The organism is Dokdonella soli, from assembly GCF_039523175.1.
Taxonomy (GTDB): domain Bacteria; phylum Pseudomonadota; class Gammaproteobacteria; order Xanthomonadales; family Rhodanobacteraceae; genus Dokdonella_A; species Dokdonella_A soli.
In genome coordinates this window covers 99478-120686 of the sequence record NZ_BAAAEU010000010.1, presented here as the reverse complement: position 1 = coordinate 120686, position 21209 = coordinate 99478, and the positions used below count along the sequence as shown (strand labels likewise).

The window sequence follows — 21209 nt, the reverse complement described above, 5'->3', positions numbered from 1 at the left end:
CCTACACTGGCACAACGTTGGAGTCTGTAAGCTCGCGCCCATGAAGTTTTCCGGGTCGCCATTGGCGGGGTCGCGTCGGCGTTGGTGTTGGCGCTCCTGCCTGTTGATCGCCTGCATCGTGTGCTCGGCGTCGGCACAGGGCGAAGCGGTCCGGCGTGATTTCTTCTTCCAGACGATCGGCACCGATCATGGCCTCGCCCAGAACTCGGTGATCGCGTTCCTGCAGGACCGTGCCGGTTTCATCTGGATCGGCACCGCGGGCGGCTTGCAGCAGTACGACGGCTACGGCTTCAACACCTACGAGCATTCCGGCGATGACCCGGACAGCCCGCCCGCGGGTCCGGTGACGGCGCTGGCCGAGGATGGCGACGGCAACATCTGGATCGGCTCCAGCACGCTCGGGCTGATCCGCCACACGCCGTCGACCGGCGTGTTCCAACACATGGGCACGACCGAGCCCGGTACGGACGCCTCCTGGTCGACCGTGCGCGCCTTGCGGTTCGATCCGCGACAGGGGCTGTGGATCGCCAGCGACGCGGGCATCGCGCTGGTCGACACCACCAACGGCCGCACGAAACGCAGATTGCCGATCGTCCAGGAGGACAACGGCGCGCTGCACGTGCGCAAGCTCGATCTCACCGACGACGGAACACTGTGGATCGCCAGTTCGGCTGGCCTGCTGCGTCTGGTACCGGGCACGGATGCGCTGGAGCGCGTCGCCACGGACCGGATCGACGACCCGCAGGCGCTGCTGCTCGACCACGCCCGGCGACTGCATGTCGCGACGGCGAATGGCGTCTACCGGATCATGCCGGATGGTTCGGCGGAACAGGCATGGCCGGCGCAGGGCCACTATCCGGTCACCGCGATGGTCGAGGATCCGCGTGGCCGCCTGTGGTTCGCGGTTCCCAACGAGGGCCTGGCCGTGTTCGACGCCGCCGGCAACCAGACCCAGTGGCTCAAGCCGGACAATGGCCTGGCCGGGAGCCCGCCTGACGCCACCGTCACCAGCCTCGACATCGATCGTTCCGGCCTGCTCTGGGTCGGCACGCTGGAACGCGGGATCGCCAAGGTGGATCCGAACGGAACGCTGTTTCGCTATGTGGCCGATCGCGAACCCGGGCCCGCAAGTACCGCGGCGAACTACATCCGCGCGTTGTTCGAGGACGCCAGCGGCGGACTCTGGCTGGGCGCGGATGGCGACGGGCCGAAGCGTTACGATCGTGCCGCGAACCGGTTCGATCATTACACCGACCTGATCGCCAACGGCCTGAAGGACACCGCGCGCGACCCGCGGGTGACCGTGTCTGCCTTCGCAGACGCCGGCGGTGGACGGCTCTGGGTCGGAACCAATCACGGCGTAGCCCTGCTCGATCCCGTGCATCGCCAGGCTTCGTTCCTGCCCACGGACGCAAAGGGCGCGCACGGGCTGCCCGATGTCGACGTGCGCAGCCTGCTCAGCGCACGCGACGGCACACTGTGGATCGGCAGCGCGCGCGGCGGCCTCGTGCAGCACAGTCCGGGGAAGCGGACATGGACCCTGTTCCGTCGCGACGCCAGCGAGACCGCGATCGGTGGCCTCGCCGACGACCGCATCGTGGTGTTGCACGAAGACCGCGAAGGGCGCATCTGGGTCGGCACGATGACCGGGCTGAACCTGATCGATCCGGTCCAGCGCAGCGTGCGCGTGTTCCGCAACGATCCCGCCGATGCACACTCGCTTTCCGCGAACCTCGTGCGCGCATTCCAGGAAACCGAGGACGGCCAGCTGTGGATCGGCACGCAATCCGGCCTCGACCGGCTCGATGTGCTCGACGCGGAACATGCGCGGTTTACGCGCTGGCTGCCCCGCGACGGATTGCCGAGCGGCACCGTGTATGCGATCGCGGATGACCGCATGGGTCGACTCTGGCTGAGCACGAACCGCGGCATCGCCTCGTTCGATCGCACCAGCAGCACCTTCCGCACGTTCACGCTCGCCGATGGCCTGCAGGGGATGGAATTCAACGGCAGTGCCTGCGCGATGCTGCGTGACGGCCAGCTCGCATTCGGCGGAGTGAACGGCCTCAACCTGTTCTCTCCGCAGGCGATCGTCGGCAGCCGCTATGCGGCGCCGGTCGTGTTCACCAACGTGCGCATCGGCAACCGCGATGCGCATGTGCTGCACGAAGGCAGCCAGCTGCAGATGGAGGCGGCCGACCGCATCGTTCGCTTCGAGTTTGCCGCGCTCGACTTCACCGCGCCCGACCGCAACCAGTTTGCTTATCAGCTCGACGGCTTCGACGATCACTGGATCGAAGCCGGTGCGCGGCACGAGGCGACCTACACCAATCTCGACCCCGGGCGCTACACGTTCAAGGTGCGTGGAAGCAACCACGACGGCTACTGGAACGACCGCATCGCGACGATCGCGCTGCACGTAACACCGCCATGGTGGGACAGCCCGGCCGCAAAGGTGGCGTACGTGCTGATCGCCGCGGCCGCGCTCCTGCTCGCCTGGCGCGCACACCGGCGGCGGCGCAGCGAGGAGCGGGCCTATCACCGCGACCTCAAGGAGCGCGAGGACCGCCTGCGCCTCGCGCTGTGGGGCTCGGGCGACGATTTCTGGGACTGGAGCATCGCGCGCAACGAGGTCGTGGTGACCGGTACCGGCGATCTGTTCAAGGGCGTGCAGCGACGGCCGGCGCGGCTTCCCTACGCATGGCTGCGCGAGCACCTGCATGTGGACGATCTGCCGGCGGTCGAGCGCCGGCTGGAAAACCACATCAACCGCACCACCGACACGTTCGAGTCGGAACACCGCCTGCGCCGCCGCGACGGCCGCTGGACCTGGTCGCTCGCGCGCGGCAAGATCGTCGAGCGCGACGAGGATGGCCAGCCACTGCGCATGTGCGGCACCGCGCGCGACGTCACCGAAGAGCGCGCCGCCGAGCAGGACCGTCGCGTCGCCCAGGAAGTCATCCGCAGCATGGCCGAGGCGGTCGCGGTGAGCGACCTCGACTATCACTTCCTCACGGTCAATCCCGCATTCACGCGCATCACCGGTTGGCGCCAGGAGGAGATCGCCGGGCAGCCGACCGCGCTGCTGAATTGCTCGCAGCATCCGGCCGAGCACTACGTCGCGATACGCGACAAGCTCGCCCGCAGCGGACACTGGCGCGGCGAACTCTGGCAGCGGCGCAAGGATGGCGACGAATTCCTCAGCTGGTCCGAGATTTCCGAGGTGCGCGACGCCAACGGCGTGCGCACGCACTACGTCAGCGTGATTTCCGACATCACCGATCGCAAGCGCACCGAGCAGGAGCTGCGCTACCTCGCCAACTACGACGCGCTGACCGGCCTGCCGAACCGCACCCTGCTCAGCGAACGCATCGGTCACGCGATCGTCCGCGCGCGGCGCGGCGCGCACAAGATAGCGGTGCTGTTCCTCGACCTCGACCGCTTCAAGCACGTCAACGATTCGATGGGTCACGCCGCCGGCGATCGCATGCTGAAGGCCGCGGGCAATCGTCTGCGTCAGGTCGTGCGCGAGGGCGATTCGGTCGCGCGCCTCGGCGGCGACGAATTCACGATCGTGCTCGAGGATATCGGCAGCGCCGAAGCCGAACGCGTCGCCGAGAAGGTCATCGCCGCGTTCGAGGAGCCGCTGGAACTCGACAACGGCCAGGAAGTCGTGATCTCGCCGTCGATCGGCATCAGCCTCTACCCGGACCACGGCCAGGTGCCGACCGACCTGCTGAAGTTCGCCGATACCGCGATGTACCAGGCCAAGGAACACGGCCGCAAGACCTGGATGGTCTACACCGAGGCGATGGACGCGGCCGCGCGCCTGCGTGCGACCACGGTCGCCGCGCTGCGCAAGGCGCTGGAGCGCAACGAGCTCTCGCTGGTGTACCAACCGAAATTGTCGCTGCTCGACGAGCGCATCACCGGTGTCGAGGCGCTGCTGCGCTGGCGCAGCGGAGACCTCGGCAACGTCTCGCCGGGCGTGTTCATCCCGATCGCCGAGGAAACCGGCCTGATCGTCGAAATCGGCGACTGGGTCGTCGCGCAGGCCTGCGCGCAGCTCGCACGCTGGCGAGAGGCCGGCATCCACGACATCACGATGTCGGTCAACGTGTCGGTCGCGCAACTGCGGCGCGGCGACCTGATCCGACGCCTGTGCGACGTGCTCGCCGAGCACGACATCGCGCCGAACCAGCTCGAACTCGAGCTGACCGAAAGCATGGTCATGGCGAACGCCGAGCAGTCGATCACCACGCTGCGCCGGCTCAAGGCGATCGGCGTGACGCTCGCGATCGACGATTTCGGCACCGGCTATTCGTCGCTGAGCTACTTGAAGCGCCTGCCGATCGATACGCTGAAGATCGACAAGGAGTTCGTCGGCGACATCACCACCGATCCGGACGACGAGGCGATCACCGCGACCGTGATCACGATGGCGCATTCGCTCGGACTGAATGTCGTCGCCGAAGGCGTCGAACGCGCCGAGCAGGTCGAGTACCTGCGCGAACAGGATTGCGACGAGATCCAGGGCCACTGGCTGGCGTTCCCGCTGCCGCCCGACCAGTGCCTCGCGTTCCTGCGCGAACGCGCGCAGCGGCGGCGTGTCGCCCTCGGTGAACCGCATCCCTGACGCTCGTCGTCGCGGTTCGGTCCTCGCGCTACCACGGATGACAAACCGCGCGGCGGCGATGCTATATTTCAGCGCATGTCCGCGCATGAGCAAAGCCTGCTGGCCATTGGGGACCGACTCGATCGGCTCCTCGAACTGTGCCGGGCCCTGCAGGAGGAAAACCGCAGCCTGCGCCACAGCCAGGAGCAACTGGCGACCGAGCGGGCACAGTTGCTCGCACGCAACGAGCAGGCGCGCTCGCGCGTCGAGGCAATGATCATGCGGCTGAAGTCGCTGGAGCAGAATCAAGGATGAGCGCCAGCGAGCCGGTCAAGGTCAGCATCCTCGACCGCGAATTCCTGATCGCCTGCACGGCCGAGGAGCGTCCCGGCCTGCTCGACGCGGCACACTATCTCGACGCCAAGATGCGCGAGATGCGCAACAACGCGCGCTCGGCGACGCTCGATCGCATCGCGATCCTGGCCGCATTGAACATCAGCCACGAGTTGCTGGACGAGCGTCGCCGCAATTCGACCGATTCGACGCAGTTGGCAGAGAAACTGCAAGCACTGCACGCGAAGCTTGAACGCGCCTTCGCGACGTCACTACAATAGCGGCAGGTGTCCTCTGCGGTGCCCGGCAGCGCACTCTTACATATTGCCTTGTTCCTATAGACGACCCGGGACGACGAAACGAAAGCCTGTGTGCACGTCCACCCTCGTGTGGAAAGCCTTATGGCTTCGTCAGTCTTCCCACCTGATCCCGATGGATCAAGGTCGTTCGATGCGCACCGACATGGCGGAGGACGCCGCTTTTGTTTTTGCGATCGTCCGTGATCGCCACCACCTGCAGGCGCGATTGTTCGGGCACGATTGTTCGTGTAGTCCAACGCGCTCACAGGGTCCAGAAGCGGCCACCCGTGGCCGCACTTCTCAACAAACAGCAGGCTTCGACGGACGTCGTCGTGCGGTCGTTTGACGGCCTGACGCGAACCGGGGCATGCCATGCAATCCGACGTGCCTGCATCTTCGCTGCCGCCGAACGACAACGAACGCTCCGCCTTGCGCAAGCGGCTGCGGGAGCAGCGTGCGGCGCTGTCCGCCCCAGAGCGCATCGCCGCATCGCAGGGACTGGTCGCCCAACTCGAGCGGATACCCGAATTCCTGACCGATCGGCGCGTCGGCGGCTACTGGGCCGTGGCCGGCGAATTGCCGCTGGCTGCGCTGATGTCTGGCCTGCGCGAGCGCGGGCAGACCTGGTACCTGCCGGTCATCGGCGCGGACCGGCTGCTGCGTTTCGCGCCGTGGCGCCCGGGCATCGCGATTTCGACGAACGGATATGGCATTCCGGAACCCGAACACGCAGTCGCGGACCTGCTGACGCCGGAACAGCTCGATCTCGTACTGCTTCCGTTGCTCGGTTTCGACCGTGCTGGCCATCGCCTCGGTTTCGGCGGCGGCTACTACGATCGCAGCTTCGCGTTCCTGCGCGACCGCACCGATGTCGGCAAGCCCGTGCTGGTCGGTGTCGGCTATGCGCTGCAGGAAGTCGCGCCGATCACGGCGATGCCATGGGACGTCCGGCTCGACTATGTCGCAACCGAGCGCGAGCTGATCGATCTCACTCCACCCGCGGCGTGATCGCGACAAGCCGCGGCTGCTAAAGTTCGCGCCATCCCGAGGCGAAGGCAAACGCCCATGCACTACTGGCTGATGAAATCGGAGCCCGACGCGTTCTCGATCGACGACCTCGCGCGGGTCAGGACCGAGCCCTGGACCGGCGTGCGCAACTACCAGGCGCGCAATTTCATGCGCGATGGCATGCGGCCCGGCGACGGCGTGCTGTTCTACCATTCGAGTTGTGCGGAGCCCGGCGTCGTCGGCATCGCCGAGGTCGCCAGCGAGGCGTATCCGGATCCGACCCAGTTCGATCGCAAGAGCGACTATTTCGATCCGGCAAGCACAACCGAGAATCCGCGCTGGATGCTGGTCGACGTCGCGTTCAAGCGCAAGCTGAAGCGCACGATCACGCTGACCGAACTCAAGGAGCTGCCCAAGCTCGATGAATTCTCGCTGCTCCGCCGCGGCAACCGCCTGTCCGTGCTGCCGGTGACGAAGCCGCAATGGGATTGCATCCTTTCCCTCGAAACAAGGTAGCAGCGGCTTCCACCGCGATGCTTTTCCACGCATGACCGGAGACGACGAATGACCAAGGACGAGGAAAAACGCATCGCCGGCCGCGCTGCCCTGCGCTATGTCGAGGACGGCATGGTCGTGGGTGTCGGCACCGGCTCCACCGTCGCGCACTTCATCGACGCATTGGCCGAACGCAAGCATCTGATCGAAGGTGCGGTGTCGAGTTCCGAGCAGTCCACGCGCCTGCTGAAAGAACGCGGCATCGCGGTGCTCGACCTCAATTCGGCCGGCGACATTCCGCTGTACGTCGACGGCGCCGACGAATGCGATGCGCACCGATGCCTGATCAAGGGTGGCGGCGGCGCGTTGACGCGCGAGAAGATCATCGCCGCGGTCGCGAAGACCTTCGTCTGCATCATCGATGCCGGCAAGCGCGTCGACGTGCTCGGCCGGTTCCCGTTGCCGGTCGAGGTGATCCCGATGGCACGCAGCTACGTCGCACGCGAGATCGTCAAACGCGGCGGCCAGCCGGTCTGGCGTGACGGCGTGGTCACCGACAACGGCAACTGGATCCTCGACGTGCACCATCTGCGCATCACGCAACCGGTCGAACTCGAGCGTGACCTGAACCAGATCGCCGGCGTGGTCACCGTCGGCCTGTTCGCGCAACGGCCGGCCGACATCGTGCTGATTGGCAGTGAGGAAATGCGCTGAGCGGACCGCGGCCTGGATTGCGCGATTGACCCCGCACGCGCAAGCGTGCTCCCATGCCACCTACCATCCTGTCCACGAAATCACGCAAGGGGGAGCTTGCATGATCGCGTCAATCCGTTCGCGGCGCACGCCGCTGGCGGTGGCGTTTGCCACCGCCCTGGCCGCCACTTCGTTGTCGCCCACACAGGGGATGTCGGCCCCCGACAACACGTGGGTGCGAATCCGCAGCGATCCGGCGCGCCGGATCTTCGCGCAGTTTCCGACGCGATACAGCCGCAGCGCTCCCGCGCCGGCCGCCACGTGGCCCGTCGTCAATTGCGCCGATTCCGGTGCCGGCAGCCTGCGCGCCGCGATCGGCGCCGCCGGTGACGGCGACACGATCGACCTGACCGCGCTCACCTGTGGAACGATCACGCTGCAGACCGGCGCGATCCCGGTTCGTCGCAACAACCTGACCCTGATAGGTCCGGGACGCTCCGCGCTGACGATCGACGGCAACGCCACCGACCGCGTCTTCATCCATCCCGGCCGCGGCACGCTGACCCTGCGCGCAATGACGATCCAGAACGGCCGCAACCGTGCGACCGGCTTCAACGTCGCAGGTGGCGGCTGCGTCGCCTCGGCCGCTTATGTGGCGCTCGAGGACGCGACTGTCAGGAACTGCTACGCCGGCGGTGAGGGTGCCTATGGCGGCGCCATCTACGCGTATTCGCTGACGCTGTCGAACAGCACGCTTTCCGGCAACGTTGCCAACGGTGTGCACGAAGATGCCGGCACTGCGGCTTTCGGCGGTGCGGCGTTCGTCTATCAGATGCAATTCACCGACAGCACGGTGACCGGCAACCGCGCCGAACACCGCGTCAAACCCGGCCGCACCAGCTACGACATTGCAGGTGGCGTCATTGCAGTGCGCGGCGGCAGCATCGCCGGCTCGACGATCGATTCGAACGTCAGCCAGGGGCGCGCTGGCGGGATCGCCGCGTTCAACAGCATCTCCGTATCGAACAGCACGATCTCCGGCAATGTCGCGGCCAGCGAGATCGGCGGCGGCCTGTTCCTGCGCTGGCCCGCAACGATCGATCTCGGCAACAGCACGATCACGGCGAATCATGCCGAAGCCGGTGGCGGCGGGATCTGGCTCGCGATGCCGAGCGCGAACCTGCAAAGCAGCATCGTGTTCGGCAACAGCACGGGCGGCGGCCAGTTCGCCGAGTTGCAGGACCCCGCCGCGCTGACGATCAGCGGCGGCGGCAACCTGATCGGTACCAGCGGACCGAATGTCGCGTTGCCAGCCGGCACATTGAATACCGACCCGTTGCTCGGCGTTCTGGCGGACAACGGGGGCCCGACAAGGACGCATGCGCTGCTGCGCGGCAGCCCAGCCGTCGACGTGGGCAACAATTCCGCGAACCTGTCCTTCGACCAGCGCGGCGCTGGTTACCCACGCGTGTACGGCGCGGCGGCGGATATCGGCGCGTTCGAACAGCAGGCATTGCCATTCGTGCAGACACCGGTGCCGACGCTGTCGCAATGGATGATGGCCCTGCTGGCAGGTCTGCTCGCCGCGTTGGCGTCAGGCACGCAAGCGCGCCAACGACAGCGGCGGGACACAAGGGTCGACAGCCGGTCGTCCGGCGTTCCTTGAAACGCAAAAACCCGCCAGATGGCGGGTTTTTGTTTGACTGTCCGGGATTGCACTGCGGATCGGTGCAGCCGGATCGAGTTTGGCAGCCCCGGATGGATTCGAACCACCGAATGCCTGAGTCAGAGTCAGGTGCCTTACCGCTTGGCGACGGGGCTGTGCAGTCAGTTTAGCGCTTCGAGTACTGCGTCGCGCGGCGCGCCTTGTGCAGGCCGACCTTCTTGCGCTCGACCTCGCGCGCGTCACGGGTCATGAACCCGGCCTTGCGCAGCGGCGACTTCAGCGTCTCGTCGTACTCGACCAGCGCGCGGGCGATGCCGAGGCGGATCGCGCCAGCCTGGCCGGTCATGCCGCCGCCCTCGACCGTAACCAGGACGTCGAACTTGTCATGATTCTGGGTCAGTTCGAGCGGCTGGCGCACGATCATGCGCGAGGTCTCGCGGCCGAAGAAATCGTCGAGCGGCTTGCCGTTCACGACGATGCTGCCGCTGCCCTTGCGCAGGAACACGCGTGCTGCGGAGGACTTGCGACGGCCGGTGCCGTAGTTCTGCTGAGTAGCCATGTGAGTTCTATGCTTTTCGTTGAGAAGTCCGCACAAGGATGTGCGGGCTCTTGCGAGGGAATCGCATTACGCCTTGATGTCCAGCACCTGCGGCTGCTGGGCGGTGTGCGGGTGATTCGCGCCGGCGTAGACCTTGAGCTTGCGATACATCGCACGACCCAGCGGGTTCTTCGGCAGCATGCCCTTGACGCCGATCTCGATCACGCGCTCCGGATGCTTGGCCAGCATGTCCTTGAGCGAAGTGGTCTTGAGGTTGCCGACGTAACCGGTGAAGCGGTGATAGTTCTTGTCTTCCAGCTTGTTGCCGGTGACCGCGATCTTCTCCGCGTTGATCACGACGAGGTAATCGCCGGTATCCACGTGCGGGGTGTAGATCGGCTTGTGCTTGCCGCGCAGGCGATGCGCGAGTTCGGTGCACAGACGGCCGAGCGTCTTGTCGGTGGCGTCGACCACGTACCAATCGCGTTTGACGCCTTCTGCCTTGGCGCTGATCGTTTTCATATCCGAAAGACTCTGGCTGGGCCCTGGAAACGGGCTCGTCATAAATGAGGGCGCGGGAGGATAGCGGAACAGCCCGCGGCTGGCAACAGCCGGGCACGAGGCACCGCCTGTCAACGTGATCGGCAATGATAGCATGAATCCCATGTCCACCCCTGCTCCGGCCCTGCCCGCGGCCGACGCGCGCCTGCTGGCCCTGATCGATCAATGCGTGATGTGCGGCCTGTGCCTGCCGCACTGCCCGACTTATCGGCTCGAGAACATCGAAGCCGAATCGCCGCGCGGGCGCATCGCGCTGGCACGGGCGTTGACGACCGGCGCGCTGGCGCCGTCGCCGACCGCGTTGGCCCATCTCGACCATTGTCTGGGGTGTCTGTCCTGCCAGAAGGTCTGCCCCTCGCAGGTCAGGTACGACGAGATCCTGGTCGGTGCACGTGCCGGGCTCGTCGGGGCACGCCCCGCACCCGGACCGCTGCTGCGCTGGCTGCGCGATCCACTGAGGCTGACCGCGCTTGCGCGCGTCGGCGCTGCACTGCGCACCGGGCACTGGCTGCCTGTACTGGCGCACCTGCTGCCGAAAAATTCGAACTGGCGGCGGCTTGCCGCGGCGCAACCGGCGCTGCCGCGCGCTGCCCGCTTTGCCGCAACGAAGTCCGCCACAGGCACACGCGGACGCGTCGCGCTGTTCCGCGGCTGTGTCGCGAGCGTCTACGACCGCGACACGCTCGCCGCCAGCCGCTGCCTGCTCGAAACCCTTGGTTACGAGGTCGTCGAGGCCGCTGGCACGCACTGCTGCGGCGCGCTGCCGCGACACGCCGGCGACATCGCTTCCGCACAAACCCAGGCCACGGCAACGCGAGCGGCGCTGGCGGCGACCGACGCCGAGATCGTGCTGGTCAGCGCCAGCGGCTGCTACGGCGACCTGCGCGACCAGGTGCTGGCCGGCACCGCGCAACGCGCGATGGATCTGCATGCATTCCTGGCCGCCGACCCCGGTTTCGCGACGCTGCGCTTCCGGCCGCTGCCCGTACGTGCTGCGCTGCATCTGCCGTGCACGCAGGTCAATGTGGTCGGCGCGGTTGCATCGATCCGCACGTTGCTTGCGCGGATCCCGCAGCTCGCGGTGCTGACGCTGCCGGAACAGCCGCGCTGCTGTGGCGCGGCCGGCAGCTATTTCCTCGAGCATGCGGATTTCGCGGATCGTCTGCGCAGCGAGAAACTCGACCAGGCGCGGGCGTTGTCGCCCGATCTGCTGCTGACCACCAACATCGGCTGCCGCATCCATCTCGGCAACGGCCTGCGCGAACGTGCCGCGGGCATTCCGGTGCTGCATCCGCTGGCATTGCTCGCGCAACAACTGGACAATGCCGCGTCATGACCTTGCGCACGCTTTCGCCACTGGATCGCACGTTCGTCGAGATCGAACGCGCGCTCGAAACCGTATTCGTCTCGACGCCGGTCGCATCGCAGCCGTCACCGGCCGGCGACCTTCCCGAGGCCGATCTCGACGATTCCGCACGACGCCATGCCGCCGGCCTGATGCGCGTGAACCATGTCGGCGAGGTCTGCGCGCAGGCGCTGTATTTCGGCCAGGCCAAGGTCGCGCGCAATGAGGCCTTGCGCGCCCAGATGCTTGCGGCGGCCGCCGAGGAAACCGATCACCTGGCCTGGTGCGGCGAGCGCCTCGATGAACTCGGCAGTCGCGTCAGCCTGCTGAATCCGCTCTGGTACGCCGGCGCCTATGCGATCGGCGCGGCCGCCGGCATCGTCGGCGACCGGCTCAGCCTCGGTTTCGTGGTCGAGACCGAGCGTCAGGTCGAGGCCCACCTCGGCGAGCATCTGGAAACGCTGCCGCCCGGCGACGAGCGCAGCCGGGCGATCGTCGCGCGCATGAAGGATGACGAGGCGCGCCACGCCCGCACCGCGCAGGCCGCCGGCGCCGTGGAACTGCCGCCGCCCATCCCGACGCTGATGCGTTTTGCCTCGAATGTGATGAAGACGGTCGCGTATCGGCTGTGAGCGCGATGCACTGGCTTTCGCGGGACCGCCGCAAGAACTCCTGCATCTGTAGGAGCGGCTTCAGCCGCGATGCCTCTGTCGTGAGCGTCAGAGCAAGAGCATCGCGGCTGAAGCCGCTCCTACGGTCGCTTTTTGGCTACATCAAATTGCGACCGTGGAACAGCTCCTCGATCTCGCGCTTCAGCAGCAGCTCGATGCGCTGGCGCTCCTTGAACGAGAGGTCGTCCGCGTTCGCCTCGAACAGGTAGGTGTCGAGGTCGAAGTCCTTGATGTGCATCTTCGTATGGAAGATGTTTTCCTGGTAGACGTTGACGTCGAACATCTCGTATTTCTGGCGGATGTGCTTGGCCAGATAATCCTGGATCGAGTTGATCTTGTGGTCGATGTAGTGCTTGCGGCCCTTCACGTCGCGGGTGAAACCGCGCACACGGTAGTCCATCGTGACGATGTCGGACTCGAAGCTGTCGATCAGGAAGTTCAATGCCTTCAGCGGCGAGATCACGCCGCAGGTGGCCACGTCGATGTCGGCTCGGAACGTCGCGATGCCGTTGTGCGGGTGCGTCTCCGGATAGGTGTGCACCGTGATGTGGCTCTTGTCCAGGTGCGCGACCACCGCGTCCGAGATCATGTCGCGGCCGAGCTTCTCGACGATCGGGTGCTCGGAGATCAGGATCGTCACCGAGGCGCCCTGCGGGTCGTAGTCCTGGCGCGCGATGTTCAGGATGTTCGCGCCGATGATGTCGGCGACATCCGTCAGAATCTGGGTCAGGCGGTCCGAGTCGTACTGCTCGTCGATGTACTCGATGTAGCGCTGGCGCTGGTCCTCCGACACCGCATAGCAGATGTCGTAGATGTTGAAGCTGAGCGCTTTTGTCAGGTTGTTGAAACCTTGCAGCTGCAAGCGCGGAATTGGTTTGACCACGGCGGCCTACCTCGATACGGACGACAACAGAATCCCGGCACGGCGTACACGCTCGCCGGGGGCGCGGATTATGGGCCAAGCGGCACCGCGATGAAACCGCGAGCGCGAATCCGCACGCGTGGCACGATTTGCAATAAACTGTGGCAACGTCTACTCGCGCCGGGCTCGCAAACGTATGGATTTCCGTACGTTCCGTCGCGACGCGGCACCCGCCGCGATCGGACGAAGAAGGGGCCTGAGTGGAAGCACAAGGCAAGATCGCAGATTTTCGTTACACGCTGCAGCGTGAAGTGAACCGTGTCCAGGCACCGCCGATGCTGACCCCGGATCGCGCCGCGATGGAGCGCTTCCTCGGTGCATGCCACCGCCGCCGGTACGCCAGCAAGACCGCGATCATCCGGCCTGGCGACTCGGCAAACATCCTCTATTACGTGATCGACGGTTCGCTGACCGTCTCCTCGGAAGACGAGGAAGGTCGCGAATTGATCCTCGCCTACCTGAACCGTGGCGAATTCATTGGCGAGATGGGCCTGTTCGTCGAGACGCCGCGCCGCGAGGTCATGGTGCGCACGCGCACGCCGTGTGAGCTCGCCGAGATCGGCTACGAACGCATGTTCAACCTGTTCGAGGGGCCGCTGCGCGACGAGTGTCCGAAGATCCTGTTCGCGATCGGCTCGCAGCTGACCAACCGGTTGCTGCATACCTCGCGCAAGGTCAGCCGCCTTGCGTTCATGGACGTGACCGGCCGCGTTGCCAAGACCCTGCTCGATCTGATCGAGGAACCGGACGCGATGACCCACCCGAGCGGCAAGCAGATCCGCATCTCGCGCCAGGAGATCAGCCGCATCGTCGGCTGCTCGCGCGAGATGGTCGGTCGCGTGCTCAAGCAACTCGAGGAACAGGGCATGATCTCGGTGGCCGGCAAGACCATCGTGGTGCTCGGCACGCGCTGAGCTGGCGCCGGCGCCCGAGCGGCGCTCAGCGCACCGACGTCTGTCGCGGTGGCCGCGCGCGTCGGTCGCCGATGGCCTTGGCCGTCGCTGCGGTCGTCTTGGTCGCGGCGGGTTCGTACACCATGTAGACGTCGGCGCGCTGGTAGTGGCTGCCCGGACGCGGCGCCGGATGGTGCACGAAGCCCGCGCTCTCGTAGAGCGCCAGCGCAGGCTTGAGCCGCGCGTTCGATTCGAGGAACAGGGTGCTGCCCTGCCGCCTGCGAAACTCGGCGATCGCCGCATCGAGCAGCTTGCGCCCGGCGCCGAGGCCGCGATAGCCGGTCTCGACCGCCATCTTCGAGAGCTCGTAGACACCCGGCGATTCCCTGAGCAGCGCGCAAGTACCGATCACTTCGCCATCGAGCAGCGCGAACAGGATCGCGCCGCCCGGGTCGAGCACATGCTCTCGCGGACGCTCCAGCATCGCGCGATCGACCGCTTCGAGCGCGAAGTAGCGCTCCAGCCATTCCCCATTGATACGCAGGAAGTGCGCCGCCCATTCGTCCCGGAACGGCTGGACCTCGACCTGCGCGGCCAGCAGGCGATCGCGTTGCGCGAGGATCTCGGCAGCGAGCCTGCCACTGTCGATGTCCGCCTCGAAGCCGGCCAGCACATCGATCAGCGAGCCCTGGCCGCGCAACGCCGCCGCCCGCGCGCCGCGGCGGATCGCGCACCAGATCGGCCCCAGCCGGTCCAGCGTGCCTTCGGCGTCCGCGGAAAGTTCGAGCATGCCGCGGCGCGCGTCGGCGCGATCGGTCCGGCGCGTGATCCAGCCGCCCTTGCGCAGCTTTGCCGCGAGCTGGCTCACCGCGGGATGGGTCTGGCCGATCGCGGCCGCCACCTCGGTCACGGTCGCTGGCCCCTTCACCTGCAGGTATCGAAGCAGCGGGAACCAGTGCGCATCGATTTCCACGCCACTCGCACGATAGGTCGCATTCGCCACCGCGTAGAGACTCTCGCTGACCGCCTTGAAACGACTGCCGAGCGCCAGCTCGCCTTGCATATGCAGGAACATAGTTTTTAGTAAGCACTTACGGAAGTGCTTACGTTAATCCTTGATCGAACAGGACGCAAGTCCCCGCTCGGGCGAGCCGGGCGCATGTCCGAGGCACCCGCAGCGCCGTCAGTTCCATTCCACGATCGAAACGCGCTGGCCGAGGCGGGCCGAGACGCGCGCCAGCAGATGCCGGCTCGGGTTCACGAGCACCGCCGAACGCGCTGCCGCGAGGATTGGCAGATCGTCGAGCGAGTCGCTGTAGACGATGTCCCACGGCGGTCGTACGCCGCGCCGTGCCAGCTGATTCGCCTTCTCGACGCCACGATTGTGCAGCGCGATGCGCATGCCGAGGCGGCCCGGCACGAGGCGCGACGCGACCAGCTCGATCGCAGCCAACCCGAGCTCGTCGAGGATCGCGCGCGCAAGGATTTCCTCGCAGGCGGTCGCGACGAAGATGCGGTCGCCCGCGTGCCGGTGCGCGTTCAGCGCCGCCAGCGCCTCGCGCGACAGGTTGCGCGCATCACGCGCCAACGCACGGCCGAACGTTTCCGCGAGCTCGCGGTAACACGACTCGCCGACACCGCACAGGGCCCAGCGCACGAGAACGCGCGCGGCCGTGCGGCGCCCGCGCGGCGTCGTTGCCAGCAGCGCGAGCAGCGGCCACAGGGGCAGAACGAGAACCGCGCGCCACCATGCGTGCGCATAGCGGTCGCGCATGAACCGCGTGAATGCATCGCCCCGGACCAGCACACCATCGAAGTCGAACAGCACCACGCGCGGTTTGCCCCGCGCGCCGGCCTTGGCGGAGACCATGACCTCGTTCATCGTGTTGCGTACGCCGATGCAGCGGGCGGGCGAGCCTAGGCGGGCTTCGCCGGACGCGCGGTGCCGAACAGCCGCGCCAGTTCCGCGCCGGGATCGGGCGCACGCATGAACGCCTCGCCGACCAGGAACGCGCCGATGCCGGCAGCGCGCATGCGCGCGACATCGTCCGGTGTGTGGATGCCGCTTTCGGTGACCAGCAGACGATCCTCGCCCGCGCGTTCACGGAGTCGCAAGGTTGTGTCGAGCGAGGTTTCGAACGTACGCAGGTTGCGGTTGTTCACGCCGATCAGCGGCGCCGGGATCTCCAGCGCCCGCTCCAGCTCGGCCTCGTCGTGCACCTCGACGAGCACATCCAGATCGAGTTCGGCTGCGAGCAGCGCGAGTTCGAGCAGCGCCGCGTCGCCGAGTGCGGCGACGATCAGCAGGATGCAGTCGGCGCCGATCGCGCGCGCCTCGTAGACCTGGTACGCATCGATCGTGAAGTCCTTGCGCAACACAGGCAGATCACAGGCCGCGCGCGCCTGTTCCAGATACGCCTCGCTGCCCTGGAAGAAATCCGCGTCGGTCAGCACCGACAGGCAGGCCGCGCCACCCGCCGCGTAGCTGCGCGCGATCGCGGCCGGATCAAAGTCCGCGCGGATCACGCCTTTCGACGGACTCGCCTTCTTGACCTCGGCGATCACCGCCGGTGCGCCCGCCTCGATCTTCGCTTCGAGCGCCGCGGCGAAGCCGCGCGTCGGCGGCAGATCGGCGATACGCGCGGAAAGCTCCGTCAGCGGGACGCGTGCACTGCGCTCGGTGATTTCCTCGACTTTGCGCGCGAGGATGCGCTGGAGGATATCGGACATCTCAGCCGCCAACCGTCTCGCCGGCCAACCGCCGGGTCACTTCGACAAACTCCTCCAGCTTCGCCAGCGCGGCACCGCTCACGACGGCAGCGCGCGCACGCACAATGCCCTCGCGGATCGAGCCGACGACATCCGCCGCGTACAGCGCGGCGCCCGCGTTCATCAGCACGATGTCGCGTGCGACACCCGGCGTGTTGTGCAGCGCCTCGAGCAGCAGCGCCTTCGATTCGGCGACGTTGGCGACGCGCAGGTTGCGGCTCGACGCCATCACCAGCCCGAAATCCTCGGGTTCGATCTCGTATTCGTGCACGTCCCCATCGCGCAGCTCGCCGACCATCGTCGCCGCGCCGAGTGAGATCTCGTCCATGCCGTCACGACCCCAGACCACCAGCGCATGGCGCGCGCCAAGCTGCTGCAGCGCGCGCACCTGGATGCCGACCAGGTCCGGATGGAACACGCCCATCAGGATGTTCGGTGCGCCGGCCGGATTGGTCAGCGGCCCGAGGATATTGAAGATCGTACGCACGCCCAGCTCGCGCCGCACCGGTGCCACCACCTTCATCGCCGGATGATGATTTGGCGCGAACATGAAGCCGATGCCAGTCGCCTCGAAGCAGCGCGCAACCTGTTCCGCGTCGAGGTCGATCGCCGCGCCGAGCGCTTCCAGCACGTCGGCGCTGCCGGACTTCGACGACACGCTGCGGTTGCCGTGCTTGGCAACGCGCGCGCGCGCCGCCGCCGCGACGAACATCGACGCGGTCGAGATGTTGAAGCTGTGCGCGCCATCGCCGCCGGTGCCGACGATATCGACGAAGTTCGACGGCGCGCCGACATCGACCTTCGCGGCCAGCTCGCGCATCACGCGCGCAGCACCGGTGATCTCGCCGATGGTCTCCTTCTTCACACGAAGGCCGGCGACGATCGCCGCGACCAGCGTCGGTGAGACCTCGCCGCGCATGATCTGGCGCATCAGATCGACCATCTCGTCATGGAAGATCTCGCGATGTTCGATGGCGCGCTGGAGCGCTTCCTGCGGCGTGATCGGCATGGTTTCGGCCTTCAGACCCCTTCAAGTGGAGGCTTGGATGGAGAGGGTGTGGGACGGAGCTCGACTCATTTACGCCGCGCGCTGCAGCTCGCGCGACAGGAAATTGCGCAACAGGTCATGGCCATGCTGGGTCAGGATCGATTCCGGATGGAACTGCACGCCCTCGACCGGCAGCGAACGATGGCGCAGACCCATGATCTCGTCGACGGAACCGTCGGCGTTCTGCGTCCATGCGGAGACTTCGAGGCAATCCGGCAGCGAGGATTTTTCGACGACCAGCGAGTGGTAACGCGTCGCCTCGAACGGATTGGGCAGGCCGCGAAACACGCCCTTGCCGTCGTGATGGATCAGCGAGGTCTTGCCGTGCATGATTTCTCGCGCACGCACCACCTTGCCGCCGAAGGCCTGACCGATCGCCTGGTGGCCGAGGCAGACGCCGAAGATCGGCACCACGCCCGCCAGCTTGCCGAGGATCTCCAGCGACACACCGGCATCGTCCGGCGTGCCCGGTCCGGGCGAGATCACGATCGCCGCAGGTGCCAGTGCGCGCAGCGCCGGCAGCGTCATCTCGTCATTGCGGATCACCCGCACATCCTCGCCCAGCTCGCCGAAATACTGCACGAGATTCCAGGTGAAGCTGTCGTAGTTGTCGATCATCAACAGCATGGCGTGAACCGGAAGCGGCGGGCTGCAGGAACGGGAAGTATAGCGAAGCGGAGGTGACAGGCCGCTGCCGGCCGATCAGGTTGCCTCCGCCCCGTCGGCGCCATGGTCGTCACGCATCCGTGCGAAATAGCGCGAAAGCCCGTCCACCGATTCGCACATGCTACGCGCGATCTCGCGCTCGCCCATCACCGCCGCATCGGCGCCGCAGCCGAGCAGGTAGGCGACTTCGTCGTCCGAATGCGCGCGTGCGAGCACCGCAATGGCGGGATTGAGCGCGCGCGCGTGCCGGATGATCTGGCCCGCCTCGAGCGTCTGTGGAATCGCGACCAGCAGCGCGCGCGCGGTGGAGGCATGCGCAGCCACGAGCATTTCCTCGGCCGCCGCGTTGCCTGGAACACCGGCGATGCCGAGCGCGCGCGCCTGTGCGAGGAGATCGCGATCCGCCTCGATCAGCGCGAGCGCATGACCGTTCTGGCGCAGGCTGCGCCCGACCAGCGAACCGACGCGGCCGAAGCCGACCAGCACGATGTGCCCGCCATCCGGTAACAGCGGCCCGGCCGGGGTTTCGTCGCCGACCATCCGCTTCAGGTCGGCGGCGGCCCGCGCCTCACGCCGCGCCTGCCAGCGGTCCAGCGCGACGAACAGCAATGGATTGGCGATGATCGACAGGATCGCGCCGGCGAGGATCAGATCACTGCCGTCCTTCGGCAGCAGGCCGAGGCTGGCGCCGAGCCCGGCGAGGATGAAGGCGAACTCGCCAATCTGGGCGAGGCTGGTCGCTACCGTCAGGCCGACCTCGAGCGGCCGTCCGAATGCACGCACGATGGCAAGTGCGGCGAGCGACTTGCCGAACACGATGATCAGGAACACGCCGAGCACCGGCAGCGGTTGACGGACCAGGATCATCGGATCGAACAGCATGCCGACCGAGACGAAGAACAGCACCGCGAACGCGTCGCGGAACGGCAAGGACTCCTCCGCGGCCTGGTGGCTCAGCTTCGATTCGTTGAGCACCATGCCGGCGAAGAACGCGCCGAGCGCGAACGAGACCCCGAACAGCATCGCCGACGCGTAGGCGACGCCGAGCGCCAGCGCGAGCACGGCCAGCGTGAACAACTCGCGCGAACCCGTGCCTGCGGTGCGTTCGAGCAGCCAGGGAATCGCGCGGCGGCCGACGATCAGCATCAACGCCACGAACGCGGCGACCTTGCCGAGCGTGATTGCCAGGGCCGCGAGCACTCCACCGTTCGCCGTTGTGCCTTCCACGTGGCCTCTGAGCAGACCGGCCAGTGCCGGCAGCAGCACGAGCACCAGCACCATCGCAAGATCCTCGACGATCAACCAGCCGATCGCGATGCGACCTCGACTCGTCTCGAGCAGGCGCCGTTCCTCGAGCGCCCTCAGCAGCACGACCGTGCTCGCCGTGGACAGCGCGAGTCCGAACACCAGCCCTGCCCCGAGCGGCCAGCCGAGCAGCCACGCGAGCAGCATGCCGAGCAGCGTCGCGATCGAGATCTGCACGACCGCGCCCGGGATCGCAATTGCCCTCACCGCAAGCAGGTCGCCGAGCGAGAAATGCAGACCGACGCCGAACATCAGCAGGATCACGCCGATCTCGGACAGCTCCGGCGCCAGCGTCTGGTCCGCGACCAGCCCCGGCGTGAACGGCCCGAGCGCGACACCCGCGATGAGGTAGCCGACGATCGGCGCAAGCCGCAGCCGCTGCGCAAGCATGCCGGCGACATAGGCAAGGACCAGCGCAAACACCAGAGTAGTGATCAGGGCGTGGTGGGGCATGGGCACTCCGGTGCGGTCAGGCCCTCTTCGGCGCGACCTCGGGATCGGGCTGCCAGATCGGTGTGTCGCGATAGCGAACCACGACGTACAGCCAGACCAGGGCGATGGCCGGATACATCAGCAGGCTGGCTTCCGTACCCAGCACGCCGCCGGTCAACCAGGCAGGCCCCTGGAAATTGACGTCCAGCATGCGCCCGACCGGCACCAGCGCGCCGTTGGGCGTGCCGATGACGAAGAACTGCATGTAATCGAAAGCGACGTGAAAACCGACCGCGAACCAGAGCGTACCGGTGCGCCGTACCGTATCGCACATCAACAAGCTCAGGCTCACGAGCGTGATCACGTCCCAGATGTTCTCGCCTTGCTTGAAGAAATAATGCAGCGCCACGAACACGGCCGTCGTCGCGATCGAAGCCGGCCAGAACCCGAGGCTTCTCCAGAGCGTCTGCAGCACGTAGGAGCGGAAGAAGAATTCTTCTGCCACGGCGATGACGATGTTCGCGCCGAGCCACGCGAGCGCGGACGCCGCCAGCGCGCCGCCGGTCGTCGCGAAACCGTTTATCTGCATCCCGCCCAGTAGCAACATGCCGGCAGCGACGATGGCCGCCATGAAGACCCCCGCGGCCATGCCCTCCCAGGTCGAAGACCCCAGCGCGCGCGCGACGGGCAGACCGTAGCCGTCGATGCGCCTGTGCTCGTAGAACGCGAAGAGGGCGGTCGCGATCAATGCCTGGATCAGCAGTTCCGTTTCCTGGAAGGCGACGGCTGCCGCATTCAGCGAATCTTCCAGATGCAGGAACTTCCAAGCGAGATTCGTTGGTGCGTTGAGCAACCAGGGCAGTACGAACAGCACGAGGACAAGGAACACCAATGCTCGCCAAATGGGACGCAGGCGGCCTTCGGATACGACAAGCGACAAGAGCATCGGT

At 66.6% G+C, this 21209-nt stretch carries 20 protein-coding genes, 1 tRNA gene and 1 other RNA gene; 11 read left to right on the top strand and 11 right to left on the bottom strand.

Translation table 11 applies throughout. The features are described from left to right. Positions 1 to 103 precede the first annotated feature (103 nt). From ABD002_RS11180 to ABD002_RS11145, 8 genes are all read left to right on the top strand, one after another. Complete coding sequence (locus ABD002_RS11180; RefSeq protein ID WP_343791025.1) at positions 104 to 4636, top strand: EAL domain-containing protein; 4533 nt, start codon at positions 104 to 106, stop codon at positions 4634 to 4636. A 75-nt stretch (positions 4637 to 4711) separates the two neighbouring features. Further along, entirely contained in the window at positions 4712 to 4930 is a 219-nt protein-coding gene (locus ABD002_RS11175) for a TIGR02449 family protein (RefSeq protein WP_343791023.1), read from the top strand. Further along, positions 4927 to 5229: a cell division protein ZapA gene (locus ABD002_RS11170; protein ID WP_343791020.1), complete on the top strand. Its 303-nt coding sequence runs from the start codon at positions 4927 to 4929 to the stop codon at positions 5227 to 5229. Before ABD002_RS11175 ends, ABD002_RS11170 begins: the two co-directional genes overlap by 4 nt. A 7-nt stretch (positions 5230 to 5236) precedes the next feature. Continuing rightward, a non-coding RNA gene (gene ssrS, locus ABD002_RS11165) (6S RNA) lies at positions 5237 to 5424 on the top strand. Between the two features lie 195 nt (positions 5425 to 5619). Next, positions 5620 to 6255 (top strand): 5-formyltetrahydrofolate cyclo-ligase, encoded by a 636-nt coding sequence (locus ABD002_RS11160; RefSeq protein WP_343791017.1) that lies wholly within the window; start codon positions 5620 to 5622, stop codon positions 6253 to 6255. Between the two features lie 57 nt (positions 6256 to 6312). Then, positions 6313 to 6771: an EVE domain-containing protein gene (locus tag ABD002_RS11155; protein ID WP_343791014.1), complete on the top strand. Its 459-nt coding sequence runs from the start codon at positions 6313 to 6315 to the stop codon at positions 6769 to 6771. 48 nt (positions 6772 to 6819) lie between these two features. Next, positions 6820 to 7464: a ribose-5-phosphate isomerase RpiA gene (gene rpiA, locus ABD002_RS11150; protein WP_343791011.1), complete on the top strand. Its 645-nt coding sequence runs from the start codon at positions 6820 to 6822 to the stop codon at positions 7462 to 7464. A gap of 100 nt (positions 7465 to 7564) precedes the next feature. Next, the gene (locus tag ABD002_RS11145; RefSeq protein ID WP_343791008.1) at positions 7565 to 9109 is read left to right on the top strand and encodes an IPTL-CTERM sorting domain-containing protein; all 1545 of its coding nucleotides are present in this window, start codon (positions 7565 to 7567) and stop codon (positions 9107 to 9109) included. Positions 9110 to 9189: 80 nt separating this feature from the next. Here ABD002_RS11145 and ABD002_RS11140 read toward each other — a convergent pair. The 3 genes from ABD002_RS11140 to rplM form a co-directional block, all read right to left on the bottom strand. Then, positions 9190 to 9264 (bottom strand) — tRNA-Gln (locus ABD002_RS11140). A gap of 11 nt (positions 9265 to 9275) precedes the next feature. Next, the gene (gene rpsI / locus ABD002_RS11135) at positions 9276 to 9668 is read right to left on the bottom strand and encodes a 30S ribosomal protein S9 (RefSeq protein ID WP_343791005.1); all 393 of its coding nucleotides are present in this window, start codon (positions 9666 to 9668) and stop codon (positions 9276 to 9278) included. 66 nt (positions 9669 to 9734) lie between these two features. Further along, entirely contained in the window at positions 9735 to 10169 is a 435-nt protein-coding gene (rplM, locus tag ABD002_RS11130) for a 50S ribosomal protein L13 (protein ID WP_343791002.1), read from the bottom strand. A 142-nt stretch (positions 10170 to 10311) separates the two neighbouring features. Here rplM and ABD002_RS11125 point away from each other — a divergent pair, with 142 nt between their 5' ends. Next, on the top strand, positions 10312 to 11544 hold the full coding sequence (locus ABD002_RS11125; RefSeq protein ID WP_343791000.1) for a (Fe-S)-binding protein: 1233 nt from the start codon (positions 10312 to 10314) through the stop codon (positions 11542 to 11544). Continuing rightward, positions 11541 to 12185 carry a 2-polyprenyl-3-methyl-6-methoxy-1,4-benzoquinone monooxygenase gene (coq7, locus tag ABD002_RS11120; RefSeq protein ID WP_343790997.1) on the top strand — a complete coding sequence of 215 codons (645 nt, stop codon included), beginning with the start codon at positions 11541 to 11543 and terminating at the stop codon, positions 12183 to 12185. The genes ABD002_RS11125 and coq7 overlap by 4 nt, the downstream gene beginning before the upstream one ends. Before the next feature lie 136 nt (positions 12186 to 12321). Here coq7 and speD read toward each other — a convergent pair whose 3' ends face one another. Next, the gene (speD, locus tag ABD002_RS11115) at positions 12322 to 13107 is read right to left on the bottom strand and encodes an adenosylmethionine decarboxylase (protein WP_343790994.1); all 786 of its coding nucleotides are present in this window, start codon (positions 13105 to 13107) and stop codon (positions 12322 to 12324) included. 338 nt (positions 13108 to 13445) lie between these two features. Between speD and crp the strand changes: the two genes are divergently transcribed. Beyond that, on the top strand, positions 13446 to 14060 hold the full coding sequence (gene crp, locus ABD002_RS11110) for a cAMP-activated global transcriptional regulator CRP (protein WP_379989068.1): 615 nt from the start codon (positions 13446 to 13448) through the stop codon (positions 14058 to 14060). 25 nt (positions 14061 to 14085) lie between these two features. On the opposite strand, the gene ABD002_RS11105 is transcribed toward crp, so the two are convergent. The 7 genes from ABD002_RS11105 to ABD002_RS11075 all read right to left on the bottom strand — a co-directional run bounded on the left by ABD002_RS11105 (position 14086) and on the right by ABD002_RS11075 (position 21205). Then, entirely contained in the window at positions 14086 to 15102 is a 1017-nt protein-coding gene (locus tag ABD002_RS11105) for a GNAT family N-acetyltransferase (RefSeq protein ID WP_343790991.1), read from the bottom strand. 120 nt (positions 15103 to 15222) lie between these two features. Continuing rightward, positions 15223 to 15921: a haloacid dehalogenase-like hydrolase gene (locus tag ABD002_RS11100; protein WP_343790988.1), complete on the bottom strand. Its 699-nt coding sequence runs from the start codon at positions 15919 to 15921 to the stop codon at positions 15223 to 15225. A gap of 35 nt (positions 15922 to 15956) precedes the next feature. Then, complete coding sequence (gene trpC, locus ABD002_RS11095) at positions 15957 to 16769, bottom strand: indole-3-glycerol phosphate synthase TrpC (RefSeq protein WP_343790985.1); 813 nt, start codon at positions 16767 to 16769, stop codon at positions 15957 to 15959. Between the two features lies 1 nt (position 16770). Then, a complete protein-coding gene (gene trpD / locus ABD002_RS11090; protein WP_343790982.1) occupies positions 16771 to 17817 on the bottom strand; it encodes an anthranilate phosphoribosyltransferase in 1047 nt (348 codons plus the stop codon). A 69-nt stretch (positions 17818 to 17886) separates the two neighbouring features. Beyond that, the gene (locus tag ABD002_RS11085; RefSeq protein ID WP_343790979.1) at positions 17887 to 18483 is read right to left on the bottom strand and encodes an anthranilate synthase component II; all 597 of its coding nucleotides are present in this window, start codon (positions 18481 to 18483) and stop codon (positions 17887 to 17889) included. 75 nt (positions 18484 to 18558) lie between these two features. Then, positions 18559 to 20280: a YbaL family putative K(+) efflux transporter gene (ybaL, locus tag ABD002_RS11080; protein WP_343790976.1), complete on the bottom strand. Its 1722-nt coding sequence runs from the start codon at positions 20278 to 20280 to the stop codon at positions 18559 to 18561. A 16-nt stretch (positions 20281 to 20296) separates the two neighbouring features. Further along, positions 20297 to 21205, bottom strand: coding sequence for a CPBP family intramembrane glutamic endopeptidase (locus ABD002_RS11075; protein ID WP_343790973.1), 909 nt, complete (start codon positions 21203 to 21205; stop codon positions 20297 to 20299). Positions 21206 to 21209: the final 4 nt, after the last annotated feature.